At 64.0% G+C, this 16,093-nt stretch carries 15 protein-coding genes and 1 pseudogene; 15 read left to right on the top strand and 1 reads right to left on the bottom strand.

Features of this window, described 5'->3' with window-relative positions; genetic code table 11:
• The first annotated feature begins 9 nt into the window (after positions 1 to 9).
• The 4 genes and pseudogenes from ACTJKE_RS30760 to ACTJKE_RS30745 all read left to right on the top strand — a co-directional run.
• Positions 10 to 1,041 (top strand): hypothetical protein, encoded by a 1,032-nt coding sequence (locus tag ACTJKE_RS30760; RefSeq protein WP_440693416.1) that lies wholly within the window; start codon positions 10 to 12, stop codon positions 1,039 to 1,041.
• Positions 953 to 1,489, top strand: a complete 537-nt coding sequence (locus ACTJKE_RS30755; RefSeq protein ID WP_058328078.1) for an L-2-amino-thiazoline-4-carboxylic acid hydrolase — start codon at positions 953 to 955, stop codon at positions 1,487 to 1,489. The genes ACTJKE_RS30760 and ACTJKE_RS30755 overlap by 89 nt, the downstream gene beginning before the upstream one ends.
• Positions 1,486 to 2,721, top strand: coding sequence for a Zn-dependent hydrolase (locus ACTJKE_RS30750; RefSeq protein WP_440693414.1), 1,236 nt, complete (start codon positions 1,486 to 1,488; stop codon positions 2,719 to 2,721). Before ACTJKE_RS30755 ends, ACTJKE_RS30750 begins: the two co-directional genes overlap by 4 nt.
• Before the next feature lie 26 nt (positions 2,722 to 2,747).
• A pseudogene (locus ACTJKE_RS30745) lies at positions 2,748 to 2,981 on the top strand (LysR substrate-binding domain-containing protein); the annotation flags it as partial.
• An 11-nt stretch (positions 2,982 to 2,992) separates the two neighbouring features.
• Here the strand turns inward: ACTJKE_RS30745 and ACTJKE_RS30740 are convergent.
• Complete coding sequence (locus tag ACTJKE_RS30740) at positions 2,993 to 4,222, bottom strand: ROK family transcriptional regulator (protein WP_058328081.1); 1,230 nt, start codon at positions 4,220 to 4,222, stop codon at positions 2,993 to 2,995.
• Positions 4,223 to 4,454: 232 nt separating this feature from the next.
• On the opposite strand from ACTJKE_RS30740, the gene ACTJKE_RS30735 reads away from it, so the two are divergent.
• The 11 genes from ACTJKE_RS30735 to ACTJKE_RS30685 all read left to right on the top strand — a co-directional run.
• Entirely contained in the window at positions 4,455 to 5,693 is a 1,239-nt protein-coding gene (locus ACTJKE_RS30735) for an extracellular solute-binding protein (RefSeq protein ID WP_058328082.1), read from the top strand.
• Between the two features lie 179 nt (positions 5,694 to 5,872).
• Positions 5,873 to 6,754: a carbohydrate ABC transporter permease gene (locus ACTJKE_RS30730; protein WP_058324648.1), complete on the top strand. Its 882-nt coding sequence runs from the start codon at positions 5,873 to 5,875 to the stop codon at positions 6,752 to 6,754.
• Positions 6,754 to 7,599 (top strand): carbohydrate ABC transporter permease, encoded by an 846-nt coding sequence (locus tag ACTJKE_RS30725; RefSeq protein ID WP_058324649.1) that lies wholly within the window; start codon positions 6,754 to 6,756, stop codon positions 7,597 to 7,599. The genes ACTJKE_RS30730 and ACTJKE_RS30725 overlap by 1 nt, the downstream gene beginning before the upstream one ends.
• 5 nt (positions 7,600 to 7,604) lie before the next feature.
• Complete coding sequence (locus ACTJKE_RS30720; protein ID WP_113514489.1) at positions 7,605 to 8,621, top strand: aminotransferase; 1,017 nt, start codon at positions 7,605 to 7,607, stop codon at positions 8,619 to 8,621.
• 3 nt (positions 8,622 to 8,624) lie between these two features.
• Entirely contained in the window at positions 8,625 to 9,560 is a 936-nt protein-coding gene (locus ACTJKE_RS30715; protein ID WP_058328083.1) for a PfkB family carbohydrate kinase, read from the top strand.
• Positions 9,557 to 10,642 (top strand): ABC transporter ATP-binding protein, encoded by a 1,086-nt coding sequence (locus ACTJKE_RS30710; RefSeq protein ID WP_058324652.1) that lies wholly within the window; start codon positions 9,557 to 9,559, stop codon positions 10,640 to 10,642. The genes ACTJKE_RS30715 and ACTJKE_RS30710 overlap by 4 nt, the downstream gene beginning before the upstream one ends.
• Positions 10,643 to 10,746: 104 nt before the next feature.
• Entirely contained in the window at positions 10,747 to 11,805 is a 1,059-nt protein-coding gene (locus tag ACTJKE_RS30705) for a D-TA family PLP-dependent enzyme (RefSeq protein WP_058328088.1), read from the top strand.
• A gap of 316 nt (positions 11,806 to 12,121) precedes the next feature.
• The gene (locus ACTJKE_RS30700) at positions 12,122 to 13,159 is read left to right on the top strand and encodes a sulfate ABC transporter substrate-binding protein (protein ID WP_440639090.1); all 1,038 of its coding nucleotides are present in this window, start codon (positions 12,122 to 12,124) and stop codon (positions 13,157 to 13,159) included.
• Between the two features lie 116 nt (positions 13,160 to 13,275).
• Positions 13,276 to 14,136 (top strand): sulfate ABC transporter permease subunit CysT, encoded by an 861-nt coding sequence (gene cysT / locus ACTJKE_RS30695; RefSeq protein WP_440661586.1) that lies wholly within the window; start codon positions 13,276 to 13,278, stop codon positions 14,134 to 14,136.
• Complete coding sequence (gene cysW / locus ACTJKE_RS30690) at positions 14,126 to 15,028, top strand: sulfate ABC transporter permease subunit CysW (protein WP_113515237.1); 903 nt, start codon at positions 14,126 to 14,128, stop codon at positions 15,026 to 15,028. Before cysT ends, cysW begins: the two co-directional genes overlap by 11 nt.
• 13 nt (positions 15,029 to 15,041) lie before the next feature.
• A partial coding sequence (locus ACTJKE_RS30685) for a sulfate/molybdate ABC transporter ATP-binding protein (RefSeq protein ID WP_440639824.1) occupies positions 15,042 to 16,093 on the top strand: 1,052 nt, incomplete at its 3' end.

Below are 16,093 nucleotides of genomic sequence, written 5' to 3'. Positions count from 1 at the left end.
CGCCTCGAAGTGCGCGTTGCAGACGGTCGCCGCGAGCTGATGCGCAGCGCGGAGCGCTACGATCTCATCACGCTGGAACCACCACCACCATCGGCCGCTGGCGTCGTCAATCTCTATTCGTCCGATTTCTACCGGCTGGCCCGCCAACGCCTCGCTCCAAACGGTCTTGTTGCGCAATGGCTGCCGATCTCCACCCAGAACGACGAGGACACCCGCGCGCTCGTGCGCAGTTTCCTCGACAGTTTCCCGCATGCCTCGCTCTGGTCGACCGAGCTGCACGAGATGCTGCTCGTCGGCTCCGTCGAACCACAGGCGCTCGACGTCGCGCACATTGCCAAGCACATGGCCGACCCGTCCGTCGCCGCGGCGTTCAGTGAAGTCGGCATAGGTGGCGCAGCCGACCTGCTCGCGACCTGGATGACCGACCGCGCCGGGCTTGATCGTTATGCCGGACCGGCGCAGCCTGTCACCGACGGCCAGCAGCGGATCGAATATGCAAGCTGGGTTCGTCCCGACGAGTTGCAGCGCACGCTCCCAGCCCTCGTCGGCCTGCGCAGCAAGGCACCGCTTGTCGGAGCGGACGCGGCGCTCGAGAAATCCGTAGCGGACGCCCACAACCGGCTAATGCTGTTCTATCAGGCTTCGCTCAACGCCTATGCCGGCTATCGCGACGAATGGGTCCGTGACATGGAACTGCTGATGCGCGTGGAGCCGGACAATCCCTATTACCGCTGGTTCGTTTTGATTGCGCACAGCCGAATCCGTGCCCCCCACGCGACTGCAGTTCGCGTCGTGTCGGTCGGGCTAAGATTGATTCCTGCAAAATCGCGGAATAGCGCAAAATTTTTGCACGACGCGAAATCCCTCCGGCACAGATTTGCAACACAGAGGCATTGCCTACGTAGTATCCTGCCGCTGTTGTTCTGCCCTGTGGCAGACAGGGAGGCATTCCATGGAAAAGACGGACAAAGAAAACACCGAAACCACGTCGCGGGCGGCAATGGATGGCGAGATCGGCATTCTCGCGCGCCGCCGCATTGAGGCCGGCATCATCGCGCCGATCTATGAGGCGATGCGCGAGGAGATCGGCGAGGAGCGCGCGCAAGCAATTCTCGACAAGGCGATCACCAAGGCCGCGATCGAAGCCGGCAGGACCTTTGCGGCAAAGACGCCTGGCGGCACCAACCTGCGCACCTTCCAGGAACTGCAGGATCTCTGGACCCAGGACGACGCGCTTGTCATCGAGGTAACGAAGGCGACGGATGAGGAATTCCACTACAATGTGAAGCGCTGTCGCTACGCCGAGACCTATCGCGAGATGGGGCTCAGCCATATCGGGCACCTCCTTTCCTGCAACCGCGACGGCGTTTTCTGCACCGGATACGATCCGCGCATCACGCTTGAACGCACCCAGACGGTGATGCAGGGCGCTACCCATTGCGACTTCCGCTACAAGCTGAACAAGGACGCACCGGAGCAGCCGAAATGAGCGCCGAAGCCTTGCGCACTGAGCCCAAGCGCATCAACACGCCGGTTACAAACGGCGACCGGCTGTGGAACGACCTTGTCGCGACCGCCCGCTTCGGTGGCACAGACAAGGGCGGGGTCACCCGCCTGACGCTGACTGAGGAGGACCGTGAGGTCCGCGATTGGTTCGTCGCCGCGTGCCGGGCGCTCGGCTGCACGGTTGAGATCGACGGCATTGGCAATATTTTCGCGACCTATCCCGGCGAAGACATGTCTCTGCCGGCGATCGCGGTCGGCAGCCATCTCGACACCCAGCCGCAGGGTGGCCGTTTCGATGGCATTCTCGGCGTGCTTGCCGGTGTCGAGGTGCTGCGCACGCTCAAGGAAACCACCACCCGGCTCCGCCATCCGCTGACGGTCGTCAACTGGACGAACGAGGAAGGGTCGCGTTTTTCTCCAGCGATGATGGGGTCGGGCGTCTTTGCCGGCGCGCTTTCGCTTGATGCGGCGCACGCNGTCACGGTCGGGGCGGCGCTCGACGCCATCGGCTATCGCGGTGAAGCACGGGTCGAGCCGGCCGCCTTCGCGGCCTATGTCGAGCTCCATATCGAGCAGGGACCGCTGCTGGAAGCGTCCGCAACCGAGATCGGCGTCGTCACCGGCATCCAGGGGCTGCGCTGGTTCGATATCACTGTCACCGGCACCGAGGCCCATGCCGGCAGCACGCCGATGGCGCAGCGCGACGATGCGCTTGTCGCCGCGGCCGAAATCGTGCTCGCCGTCAGCAACATCGCCCGCGAAAATCCGCCCGGTGTCGGAACCGTCGGCTTCGTCGATGTCGGTCCCAATTCGCGCAATGTCGTGCCCGGCACCGTCCGGCTTCAGATCGACATGCGTCACCCGTCCGAGGCCGGGCTTGATCGGATGCAGGCGGCGCTGGAGGATACCGTCCGGAGCGTCGGGGCAAGCGCCGAACTGACGCGCATCTGGTCGAAAGCGCCGGTCGTCTTCGATCCATCGATCGTGGATGCCGTCCGCAACAGCGCGGAAGCGCTCGGCTATTCGGCCACGGACGTCGTTTCCGGTGCCGGGCATGACGCGGCGCATATCGCGACGATCATGCCGACCGCAATGATCTTCGTGCCTTCCAAGAACGGGCTGTCGCACAACGAAGCGGAATACACCGCGCCCGAAGAGTGCGCCCGTGGCGCAGAGGTTCTGTTCCAGACCATCCTGGAACTCGACCAGCGCTGACCGATAAAGCCAAGCACCCACGGCAGAGGCTTGCCGCCCTGCGCGGTGTCGGCATCTGCCAACTGCCGGAGATGGTGATACAGCAAGACCTGAAGGATGGCACGCTCGTCGATGTGCTGCCCGATTGGGCGCCGAGGGCCGGCATCATTCACGCGGTCTTTCCCTCACGCCGGGGTCTGCTTCCTTCGGTGCGCGCCCTGCTCGATTTTCTGGCCGCCCGATATGCTGAACTTGCCCGTCTGGACGAGCCCAGAACCTGACGGTCGCGCCATTACACCGCGGCGTGCTCTCGTGTTTTCAAGATCGCGGAGAAGCGCGGATCGAACGTGCGGCTGATCGGCTCTGCGGCCGCACCGATCGCCACTGCCCAGGGGTCGGTGAAACCGATCTGCAATCGCGGGAGACTGCGGTCGCGCCGATCGGCGATCGAGGGGAGCAGCGGCATCATCGCCTCGACCAACAGGCGCGCGAGCCCCGGCGGAAGCCCACCGCACAGGATCACCGTCTGCGGGTCGAAGATCGTTTCGAGCGCCTGAACGGCGGCGCGCAGTTCAAAGACCGCCGCATCGAGCCAACGCCGCACCCGCTCGTCCGGGCCGGCGGCAATCGCATCGATATGGGCGTAAAGATCAGGATCGGCGGGATCGAGGTCGAGCAGCCTGCAGAGCGAGGCGATCGAAGCGCGATGTTCGAGCGGCGTGCGCTCATCCAGCGATGCGCCATGCGGCAGGCTGAGGATCATGCCGATCTCGCCGGCATTGCCATTGGCGCCGCGGTAGAGCTCGCCGTTGAGGATCAGCCCGGCGCCAAGGCCATAGCCGAGATAGATGCAGATGGCATGGTCTACGCCGTGCGCAGCGCCAACCATGCGTTCGGCAGTAGCGGCCGCGGCCGCGTCGTTCTGCAGGCCGACATCGAGCCCCGTGCCGGTCGCAAGCGTCTCGAGCAACGGAAAATTCTGCCACGCCGCCATCATCCAGGTATCGTCGTCGTCGGCTTCGATACCGAAGGGGCCGGGCATCGCCGCCCCAAGGCCGACGAGGCGATCTTCCGATTGCGGCGCGATCTCCGTGAGATCACGGCGGGTCTTCTCGATCAGTTCGAGGATCGTCCGCACGCCTGTCGCCGGCCCACCGGCAGGCAGGTTGGCCTCGCCACGGGCGAGCACCCGGCCGACGAGATCGACAGCGATGGTCCGCGTCACATGCCGGTCGATCTGCAGGCCGATCGCGAAAGCACCCTCCGGCACCAGGCGATAGGGCGTCGAAGGTTGCCCGCGGCCGTTGCGCACCGCCTCAAGCGATTCGACCAGCCCGTCCCGCTCCAGGTCCTCGATGATGTTGGAGACCGTCTGCTTCGTGAGCGCCGTCGCGCGTGCAAGGTCCGCCCGGGACAATTGGCCGTTCAACCGCAGAGCGTCGATCATGACGCGCCGGTTGTGTGCGCTCGTCCCCTCTTGGTTGGTGCCGCTCTTCGCCCGGATCAGGCGCATATCGTTCATCCAAAAAACCCCTCTTGACACTGTTAGAATATTGAACAAAAAATAAGTCAAGACAATTGACTTAATAGGAGCCCAAAAGAGCTCCGGGGGAACGAAAGCGGCGGCAAGCACCGCTGCAGGCGCTCCGATGGATATGTCGACGGCCGCTCGGAAACGGACGGACTTCTCGCATACGGCGTACCGTAGAGGCGCGCCGAAGAAGGCTGAAACGCTCAAGTTACTGGAGGAAATCATGTTGAAATCGATAAGAACCACCTTGCTTTGCGCGACCCTCGCTGGCGTCTCCTTCGTCGGCCACGCGCATGCGGAAACGACGCTCAACGCCCTCTTCATGGCCCAGGCGGCCTATAGCGAGGCGGATGTGCGCGCCATGACTGAGGCCTTCACCAAGGCCAACCCGGACGTGAAGGTCAATCTCGAATTCGTGCCCTATGAGGGCCTGCACGACAAGACCGTGCTGGCGCAGGGTTCCGGCGGCGGCTACGACGTCGTGCTCTTCGACGTGATCTGGCCGGCCGAATATGCAAGCAACAAGGTCCTGGTCGACGTCAGCGACCGGATCACGGACGAGATGAAGTCCGGCGTTTTGCCCGGCGCCTGGACGACCGTGGAATATGACGGCAAGCGCTATGGCATGCCCTGGATCCTCGACACCAAATACCTGTTCTACAACAAGGAAATCCTGGAGAAGGCCGGCATCAAGGCGCCGCCGAAGACCTGGGACGAGCTTGCCGAACAGGCCAAGGTGATCAAGGACAAGGGCCTGCTCGCAACCCCGATCGCCTGGAGCTGGTCGCAGGCCGAAGCCGCGATCTGCGACTACACCACCCTTGTCAGCGCCTATGGCGGCAAGTTCATCGACGGCGGCAAGCCGGCCTTCGCGTCAGGTGGCGGCCTCGACGCGCTCAACTACATGGTGACGAGCTACTCTTCTGGCCTCACCAATCCGAACTCCAAGGAGTTTCTGGAGGAGGACGTCCGCAAGGTGTTCCAGAACGGCGAAGCCGCATTCGCTCTCAACTGGACCTATATGTACAACCTCGCCAACGATCCGAAGGAAAGCAAGGTTGCCGGCAAGGTCGGCGTCGTGCCAGCGCCGGGCGTTGCGGGCAAGAGCGAAGTCTCCGCCGTCAACGGCTCCATGGGTCTTGGCATCACTTCGACCAGCAAGAACCCGGACGAGGCCTGGAAGTACATCGTCTACATGACGTCGCAGCAGACGCAGAATGCTTACGCCAAGCTCAGCCTGCCGATCTGGGCTTCTTCCTACGAAGATGCCAGCGTCACGAAGGGCCAGGAAGAGTTGATCGGCGCTGCCAAGCTCGGCCTCGCGGCCATGTATCCGCGTCCAACGACCCCCAAGTACCAGGAACTTTCGACTGCCCTTCAGCAGGCGATCCAGGAAGCACTGCTCGGCCAGGCTTCGCCTGAAGACGCCTTGAAGACGGCGGCCGAAAACAGCGGCCTCTGAGCCGCCCTCCCAAACCCCGGGCGGACAACCGCCCGGGGACCGCGGGAATATGCGGTGGCGCTGGCATCCAGGCGCTTTAACACTTTGATTTGGCGCATCATTCGCTTGGGTCGATGACGGTCCGGGGCAATATGCGATAGCATGACGGGGCTCCCTAGGCCCGAGAAGGTTTCCATCCTATGTCCGGCACCTGGATAACAACGCGCGCATGGCTGCTCATGCTGCCGCTGCTGGTGGTCATGATCGCCGTGATCGGCTGGCCGTTGATCGATACGGTCAGGCTTTCCTTCACCGACGCCAGGCTCGTCGGCACGGAAGGCACGTTCGTCGGCCTCGCCAACTATGCCAAGATGCTCGGCGGCTCGAACTTCCTGCGCGCCTTCGTGACGACGACCTGGTTCGCCGTCGTCTCGGTCACCGCTGAAATGGTGCTCGGGGTGCTCGCAGCCCTGCTGCTCAATCAACAATTTCGCGGGCGCACGGCTCTCAGAGCCTTGATGATCCTGCCCTGGGCTCTGCCGACGGTGGTCAACGCCACGCTCTGGCGGCTGATCTACAATCCCGAATATGGCGCGCTCAACGCCGTCCTGACGCAAATCGGCCTGATCGACAGCTACCGCTCCTGGCTCGGCGAACCCGGCTCGGCGCTGACGGCGTTGATCATCGCCGACTGCTGGAAGAACTTTCCGCTGGTTGCGCTGATCGCGCTCGCGGCACTCCAGGCCGTGCCGCGCGACATCACCGCCGCCTCGCTCGTCGATGGCGCGGGTCCGCTCAATCGCTTTCGCTATGTTATCATGCCGTATCTGGCGGGTCCCCTGCTGGTGGCCCTGGTGCTGCGCACGATCGAGGCCTTCAAGGTGTTCGACCTGATCTGGGTCATGACCCGCGGCGGCCCGGCCAACAGCACGCGCACGCTATCGATCCTCGTCTACCAGGAAGCGTTCTCCTTCCAGCGTGCCGGATCGGGCGCCTCGCTGGCGCTGATCGTCACGCTGCTCGTAACCGTACTCGCCGTCGCCTATGCAGCAATGGTGCGCAAAGCCGCAGGAGCATCCTGATGGAACGCCAGAACCCAGTTTTCACCGCCTTCGTCTATGCTGCGGCTCTGCTGCTGGCAGCCATCATCCTGGCCCCCATTCTCTGGCTCTTCGTCATGAGCATTTCGTCGGCCGCCGACCTCTCGACAAAGCCGCTCAACTGGTGGCCGAACGAGATCGATCTGTCGCGCTACCGCCTGCTGTTGTCCACGATCGAAAACAGCACCGGCGCTGCCTTTACTGCCTCGCTCTTCAACAGCCTGAAGGTTGCCGGGATGGCGACGCTGGCGGCGATCGCGGTCGCCATTCCCGCCGCCTGGGCGGTATCGCGCACATCCAACGTTTCCTGGTCGCTCTATGCGGTGATCGCCACTTACATGCTGCCGCCAGTAGCGCTTGCCGTGCCGCTCTATATGGGGCTTGCCTATCTCGGGCTTCTGAACTCGGTGTTCGGCCTGGCGCTTGTTTATCTCACCATTCTGGCGCCCTTCACCACCTGGCTGCTGAAATCCGGCTTCGATTCCATCCCGAAGGAAATCGAGAGTGCCGCGATGATCGACGGCGCCCGTCTCGACCAGATCCTCCGGCTCATCACCCTGCCGCTCGCGGCACCCGTCATGGCGACGTCGGCGCTCTTTGCCTTCCTGCTCGCCTGGGATGAATTCTTCTACGCGCTGCTCTTCACCTCGGATCTGCGCGCCAAGACCCTCACGGTTGCCATTTCCGATCTCGCCGGCGGCCGTGTCTCCGATTACGGGCTGATCGCCACAGCCGGGGTGCTGGCCGCCCTGCCCCCGGTGTTGATCGGTCTCGTCATGCAGCGTGCCCTCATTTCCGGGCTCACCAGCGGCGGCGTCAAAGGATGACGGCTATGACCAATTCGGAACGCCCGGCCGGGCTCATCGCAATCGATCGCGAAATGGCACGTCAGGCCTCGGACGCCATCGCCTCCGTACACCAGGCGACGGCGATGGCGGCCAGTGTGGCTGCCTCGCTGAAGTCTACCGGCAAGCTGCTGCTGCTCGGCATGGGCGGCTCGCATGCCGTCGGTCGCGCCGTCGAGCCGCTCTACCGCGCCCATGGCATCGACGCCATTGCCCTGCCGCTCTCGGAACAACTCGGCCAGCCGCTTGTCATCGAAGGCAAGACGATCCTCATCACCTCGCAGTCCGGCGAAAGCGCCGAGGTGCTGCGCTGGTTCAGCGAAACCAATGGCGCAACGCCGCACACCTTCGGACTGACGCTTGAAGGCGGTTCCTTCCTCGCCAGCAATGCGCCGTCTCTGGTCGGCGTCGGCGGCACCGAAAAGGCCTTTGCCGCCACCCGCAGCCTGACCATCAGCTTCGCCCTGCACCTCGCCATTCTCGCCGCCCTCGCCGATGATCCGGCCGATGCCCTTCACGCATTGGAAAACCCGCAATCGCCCGATACGTCGGCGGCACTCGAAGCCCTGCACAGCGTCCGATCCGTTGTAACTTCGGGCCGCCGGCTGCAAGGCCTCGCCGAAGCGATCGGCCTCGGTCTGACCGAGCTTTCCCGCCTGCCCTGCTTCTCGCTTGAAGGCGGCCAACTTCGCCACGGCCCGATGGAAATGCTCGGTCCATCCGTCGGTGTTGTGCTCTTCCGCGCGGCAGATCCGACCGCCGGCCTTGTAGAAGCCATGGCGCTTTCCGCCGCCGAAGCCGGCTCGCCGGTCATCGTCTTCGATGCTTCCGGCGAGGCGCCAGTCGAAGGCGTCAGCACCATTCCCTTTGCGCCGGCCGCGGGCATGGCGGCGATCTTCGCCATGCTGCCCGTCGCCCAGTCCTTCATGATCGCCTTTGCGGCGTCGCGTGTCGAGAATGCCGGCACCCCCGTGCGCTCGACCAAGATCACCCGGAGCGAATAAACGATGCGTCCTCTTGCCGTGGTCGGCAATGCCAATGTCGATCTCATCCTCGGGCCGGCGGCCCCCTGGCCCAAAGCCGGCACCGAAATCATCGTCGACCACGACGAGCTGCGTGTCGGCGGCTGCGCCGGCAACAGCGCGCTCGCCTGGGATTCGCTCGGCGTCGACTATGCGATCGCCGCCAATGTCGGCAACGATCAGTTCGGCACCTGGTTGAAGGAGGCTTTTCCCGAGCGCTCCAAGTCCTGGCCGGTCGAGAATGTCGGGACCACGCTTTCCGTCGGCATTACCCATCCCGACGGCGAGCGTACCTTCTTCACCACGCGTGGGCATCTGCCGCTGCTCAGCTTCGAGGAAGTCCGCATCATGCTCGACGGCGAGAAGCTCCGCGGTGGTTACGCGCTGCTGACCGGTGCCTTCCTGACCGATGCGTTGACATCGGACTATGACCGCTTCTTCGACTGGGCTGATGCCCACGACATCACCGTCGCGCTCGACACCGGCTGGCCGCTCGACGGCTGGACGCAAACAAACTGCGCGGCGACCATCGGTTGGCTGAAGCGTTGCCGGCTGGCACTCTTCAACGAGGTCGAAACGACCACGCTGACGGGCCTCTCCGACCCGACCGAGGCAGCGCACGAGCTCAGGAAACATATGCCCGAAGGCGCGATCGTCGTCGTCAAGCGCGGTCCGCATGGCGCGATCGCCATCGACGCGGATGGCCGCTTTTCATCAGCCGCAGCACCCGTCGTTTCCGTCGTCGATACCATCGGCGCCGGCGATGTCTTCAATGCCGGGTTCCTGGCGGCACTTGCGGCCGAGATGCCTTTGGGAGCCTGTCTTCGCACCGGCGTCGCCATCGCCTCGGAGGCGATTTCCACCCTGCCGCGCAGCTACGGCAACCCACTTTCGTCCTACCTTCAGGAGACCGGCGCATGAGCGCTCTCGCCATTCAGAACATTCACAAGCGCTATGGCGAGGTCGAGACGCTGAAGGGCATCGACATCGATCTCGAGAGCGGCGAGTTCCTGGTGCTGCTCGGCTCATCCGGCTGCGGCAAGTCGACCCTGCTCAACATCATCGCCGGGCTTGCGGAGCCGAGCGGCGGCGACATCCGCATCGGCGACCGCTCCATTCTCGGCGCCCACCCGAAGGACCGCGACATCGCCATGGTGTTCCAGTCCTATGCGCTCTACCCGAACATGAGCGTTGCAAGGAACATCGGCTTCGGTCTTGAAATGCGGAAGGTCCCCGCGGCCGAGCGCGAAAAGGCGGTGGCGGAGACGGCAAAGCTGTTGCAAATCGAGAACCTGCTCGACCGCAAGCCGAGCCAGCTCTCGGGCGGCCAGCGCCAGCGCGTCGCCATCGGCCGGGCGCTGGTGCGCAATCCGCAGGTGTTCCTCTTCGACGAGCCGCTCTCCAACCTCGACGCCAAGCTGCGCATGGAGATGCGCACCGAGCTCAAGCGCCTGCACCAGATGCTGAAGACCACGATCGTCTACGTCACCCACGACCAGATCGAGGCGATGACGCTCGCGACCCGCATCGCGGTGATGCGTGACGGGCGGATCGAGCAACTCGGCACGCCGGAAGAGATCTACGACCGCCCGGCCACGCTCTATGTCGCCGGCTTCGTCGGCTCGCCGCCGATGAACATCTTGGATGCGACCGTTGTGGAAGGTCGGTTGAAAATCGCCGGCGACGGCCAGGCGATCGCCCTGCCGGCACGCCTCCGCAACGTTGTCTCCGACGGCCAGCGCGTAAAGGCTGGTATTCGCCCGGAAGCGCTGCAACTTGCCGCTGGTGACGAGCCGGCGCCGCAGTTCAAGGCACGCGTCGAGGTGGTCGAATTGACCGGCCCCGAACTCGTCACCACTGCGCGGATCGGCGACCAGCGCATCACCGCCTGCCTGCCACCGCGCAGTTCGGTCCTGTCGGGCGAAGAGCGTGCCTTCACGATCGAGGCGGATGCCCTTCATCTCTTCGATCCCGACACCGGCCGGTCGCTGGCGAAAGACTGAGGGTGCCTGCGGGCGACGACCGGGATTGCTTTGGCAACGCCTTTTCCTTCTTGTGAGAATCGTTCATCACACGTTGTCCCGCGCGAGAAGAGGAAGTGACCGCGATGCCCCTGCCGATCGAAACGCCGGCCGTTCTCGTCGACCTCGAAATTGCCAAGCGCAATATCGAGCGCTTCCAGGCCTATGCCGATGAACATGGCATTCGCGTGCGCCCGCATATCAAGACGCACAAGCTGCCGCAGATGGCCGAGCTTCAGCTTGAGGCCGGCGCCGTTGGCATCACCTGCCAAAAGGTGACCGAAGCCGAAACAATGGTCGAGGGCAGCGACCGGATCAAGGATGTGCTGATCACCTACAACATTCTCGGCGAGGCCAAGATGGCGCGGCTGGAGCGGCTCAATGGCCGCGTCGCGCTTGCCGTCGTCGCCGACAGCGAGACCGTCATCGACGGGCTTGCGGAATACTTCGCCGGCAAGGACAAGCCGCTTCGCGTTTTCGTCGAATGCAACACCGGTGCCGATCGTTGCGGCGTTGGTGCGCCGGCTGAGGCGGCGAGACTTGCCAGCCAGATCGAGGATGCGAAGGGGCTCGTGTTCGGCGGCCTGATGACCTATCCCCCCGTCAACGGCGAGGCAAAGGTCCAGGCCTTCATGAGCGAAGCAAAGAGGCTGATCGAAGCCGACGGCATCGCGGTGCCGGTGATCACCTCAGGCGGCACGCCGAGCATGATGCACGCCGCCGGTGCGCCGGTTGCCAGCGAATATCGCCCCGGCACCTATATCTACAACGACCGTTCGTTGGTGTCTCGCGGTGTGGCAAGCTGGGATGAATGCGCGCTGACGGTGGTTGCGACCGTCGTCTCCGTCCCATCCGAAACCCGCGCGATCATCGATGCCGGCAGTAAGGTGTTGACCTCGGATCTGCTGGGACTGACAGGCTATGGTCACGTGCTCGGCCGCGACGACATCCGCATCGACCAGCTCTCGGAGGAACACGGCCGCCTCGTCACCGATGGGCCGATCAACCTCAAGGTCGGTGACCAGCTCCGCATCGTGCCCAACCACGCCTGCGTCGTGACGAACATGGTCGATGCGGTCCACATCATCGAAGGCGACACGCTCAAGGACACGTGGCCGATCGTCGCCCGCGGCCGCGTGCTCTAGTTTCGCACCCTAGGGACCCAGAAATCTGTGCCCGCCTGTGATCCCCGTATTTGCCACGAAATGCAGGGCTGAAGGCTCTTCGACGGGCTGGTCCAGCAAACGCTCGAAAGGAGAATCGACGCGCGTCCACTGGACACCGGCAGCGCGCCCTCCATCTAATGACCTTGGCGGGCCGGCACGGCCATACTGGGCGGTTGCAGGCAAACCGTTCCCGAAAAGGCGGCGAGAACGATAGGACATTTCCCGTTTGCCGCCCTCAGGGTCATCTGTTTGCGTTGTAGCAGTCGATAAAATTGATAGTTTTATCTGGTAACCGATGGAGGTCGAAATGGTCTTTGGACGAATTACCGGAATGGTGGGACTGGCAATTGTGCTCGGGGGCCTGCAGCTGGGAGCTGCGAGTGTCGCGTTTGCCGACACGACGATCTTGAACGTGTCCTACGATCCGACACGTGAACTCTATAAGGACTTCAATGCTGCCTTCGCTGAGAAGTGGAAGGCCGACACTGGCGAAACCGTGGCGATCCAGACGTCGCACGGCGGCTCCGGCAAGCAGGCCCGCTCGGTCATCGACGGCCTGCAGGCAGATGTCGTAACGCTGGCGCTCGAAGCCGATATCGACGCGATCGCCAAGGAAACCGGCAAAATCCCGGCGGACTGGAAGACGAAGTTCGAGAACAACAGCGCGCCCTACACATCGACGATCGTGTTCCTGGTGCGCAAGGGCAACCCCAAGGGCGTCAAGGACTGGGGCGATCTGGTGAAGCCGGACATCCAGGTGATCACGCCGAACCCGAAGACTTCGGGCGGCGCGCGCTGGAACTTCCTGGCTGCCTGGGCCTATGGTCGGGCTGCCAATGGCGGAGATGACGCCAAGGCACAGGAATATGTGGCGGAACTCTTCAAGCATGTTCCGGTGCTCGATACCGGCGCGCGCGGAGCGACGACGACCTTCGTGCAGCGTGGCCTTGGCGACGTGCTTCTCGCCTGGGAAAACGAAGCCTATCTGTCGCTCGAGGAACTCGGCCCCGACAAGTTCGAGATCGTCACGCCGTCAATCTCGATCAAGGCCGAACCGCCGGTGGCGCTCGTTGACGGCAACGTCGACGCCAAGGGCACCCGCAAGGTAGCGGAAGCCTATCTCGGCTACCTCTACAGCGATGCCGGCCAGAAGATCGCCGCCAAGCATTACTACCGGCCGTTCAAGCCGGCAGTAGCCGATCCGGCCGATGTCGCCCGCTTCGGCGAACTGAAGCTCGTCACCATCGAAGACTTCGGCGGCTGGAAGGAAGCCCAGCCGAAATTCTTCGGCGATGGCGGCGTCTTCGACCAGCTTTACAAGCCAGGCCAATAAGACCGACCTTAGACGCGCGGCTGGACAATCCGGCCGCGCGTCTTGCTTTGCCGCGCCGGGCCATTGGCACGAAGCGCGGTTCAATACGTCTCGCGAGCTTTGTAAAGGTAGTGTCATTGACGGAAGCGACGAAGACTGCGCCCTGGCGATTTCGCCAGCCGAGTGTTTTGCCTGGTTTTGGGCTGTCGCTCGGGATCACGCTGAGTTGGCTGGTGCTGATCGTGTTGATCCCGCTGTCGGGACTGGTGTGGCGGGCAAGCGGGCTCGGCTGGGCCAAGTTCTTTGAGCTGGCGCTCGATCCGCGCACGCTCAATGCCTTGAAGATCTCGTTCGGCACGGCGTTTCTCGCCGCCGTCATCAACCTCGTCTTCGGCGTCATCCTCGCCTGGGTGCTGGTGCGCTATCGGTTCCCCGGCAAACGGGTGATCGATGCCATGGTCGACCTGCCGTTCGCGCTGCCGACGGCGGTCGCCGGCATTGCCTTGACGACGCTTTATGCCGGCAACGGCTGGATCGGCCAGTTCATCGAGCCGCTCGGCCTGAAGATCGCCTTTACGCCGTCCGGCATCGTCGTCGCGCTGATCTTCGTCGGCCTGCCGTTTGTCGTCAGGACCGTGCAGCCGATCATGGAGGAGATCGACAAGGAGGTGGAAGAAGCCGCAGCCACCCTTGGCGCCAGCCGCTTCCAGACGATCAGCCGGGTGCTGCTGCCGGGGCTGTTGCCGGCCGGCTTGACCGGCTTTGCCCTCGCCTTTGCCCGCGGCGTCGGCGAATACGGCTCGGTGATCTTCATCGCCGGCAACCTGCCTTATGTCTCCGAGATCGCGCCGCTTCTGATCGTCATCAGGCTCGAAGAGTTCAACTACGCCGCCGCCACCGCCATTGCCGCGGTGATGCTGGCGATCTCCTTCGCCATGCTGCTCCTCATCAACTCGATCCAGGCCTGGAGCCGGCGGAGATATGTCTATGTCGCATGATCTGACCGCCAATCCTCTGCCCGCATCCGGCCCACAGCCCGCCCTGCCGGCGCTGGCCGCCGCCACCTCCGAAAGCCGCTTTGCCCGGCTGACCCTGACGATCACCGCCCTTGTCTTCGTCGCGCTGTTTTTGCTGTTGCCGCTTGCCGCCGTCTTCACCGAGGCGCTGCGCAAGGGGGTGGGTGAATTCGTTGCCGCGCTTGGCGACACCGAGACCTTCTCGGCCATCCGCCTGACGCTGATCGTCGCCGTCATCGCCGTGCCGCTCAACCTCGTCTTCGGGGTTGCCGCCGCCTGGGCGATCGCCAAGTTCGAGTTCAAGGGCAAGGCGTTCCTGACGACGCTGATCGACCTGCCGTTCTCGGTCTCGCCGGTCATTTCCGGCCTCGTCTTCGTGCTTCTGTTCGGCTCGCACAGCCTGATCGGTCCCTGGCTGCAGAGCCACGGCATCCAGATCCTGTTTGCCGTGCCCGGGCTGGTGCTCGCCACCGTCTTCGTCACCTTCCCCTTCGTCGCCCGCGAGCTGATCCCGCTGATGCAGGAACAGGGCTCCAGCGACGAGGAGGCGGCACTGTCCTTGGGGGCATCGGGCTGGCAGACCTTCTGGTTCGTGACGCTGCCCAACATCAAATGGGGGCTGCTTTACGGCGTGCTTTTGTGCAACGCCCGCGCCATGGGCGAGTTCGGCGCCGTCTCGGTCGTCTCCGGCCATATCCGCGGCGAGACCAACACCATGCCGTTGCAGGTCGAAATCCTCTATAATGAATACAACTTCGTCGCCGCCTTCGCGGTGGCGGCGTTGCTGGCGCTTCTGGCGCTGATCACCCTGATTTTGAAGACGGCGCTGGAGATCCGCTACAGCGCCGAGATCGCCGCCAGCCGCAGGCATTGAAAGGTCAAACGCTATGGACGTGCGCGTTCACAACATCCGCAAGGAATTCGGCCGCTTCCCGGCGCTCGACGACGTCTCGCTCGATATCCGCTCCGGCGAGCTGATCGCGCTGCTTGGCCCCTCCGGCTCCGGCAAGACGACCTTGCTGCGTCTCGTCGCCGGGCTCGAAAGCCCGACCGGCGGCACGATCTTCTTCGGTGACGAGGACGCCTCGCAAAAGACCGTGCAGCAGCGCAACATCGGCTTCGTCTTCCAGCACTATGCCCTCTTCCGCCACATGACCGTGCTCGACAACGTCGCCTTCGGCCTCAAGGTGCGCCCGTCGGGCCGAAGGCCGCCGGCCGCCGAAATCCGCAAGCGGGCCCTCGACCTGCTCGACCTGGTGCAGCTCTCCGGTCTCGACAAACGCTATCCGGCCCAGCTCTCCGGCGGCCAGCGCCAGCGCGTGGCGCTCGCCCGCGCCATGGCGGTCGAGCCGAACGTGCTGCTGCTCGACGAGCCGTTCGGCGCGCTCGACGCCCAGGTGCGAAAAGAACTGCGCAAGTGGCTGCGCGAGATCCATGACCGCACCGGCCACACGACGATCTTCGTCACCCACGACCAGGAGGAGGCGCTGGAACTGGCAGACCGCGTCGTCGTCATGAGCAAGGGCGCGATCGAACAGGTCGGCACCCCCGACGAGATCTACGACCATCCGGTCTCGCCCTTCGTCTTCGGCTTCATCGGCCAGTCGAACGCGCTCGCCGTCACGCTCCAGAACGGCGAGATCTGGTTCGAGGACCGGCCGATCGGGCTCAGGGCCCCGGCCGAGCCGGACGGGCCTGCCAACCTGCACTTCCGCCCGCACGACATCGAGCTGATCGACGGCTGCGGCGGCTGTCTTGCCGGCCTCGTCACCGCCAGCCGCCGCGTTGCCGGCACCCGCCATCTCGAACTCGATCTTGGCCGCAACCATCCGCATGTCGAGATCGAACTGTCGCCCGAACGCGCCGCCGCCGGCGACCACAGCCGCATCGCCTTCCGGCCGACAAAGTGGAAACTCTTCAGAGACAACAGAGAGCAGGC

Source organism: Ensifer sp. 22521, from assembly GCF_052044795.1.
GTDB lineage: Bacteria > Pseudomonadota > Alphaproteobacteria > Rhizobiales > Rhizobiaceae > Ensifer.
The sequence above is the reverse complement of the archived record's forward strand: the minus strand, read 5'-3'. Positions and strand labels throughout refer to the sequence as shown.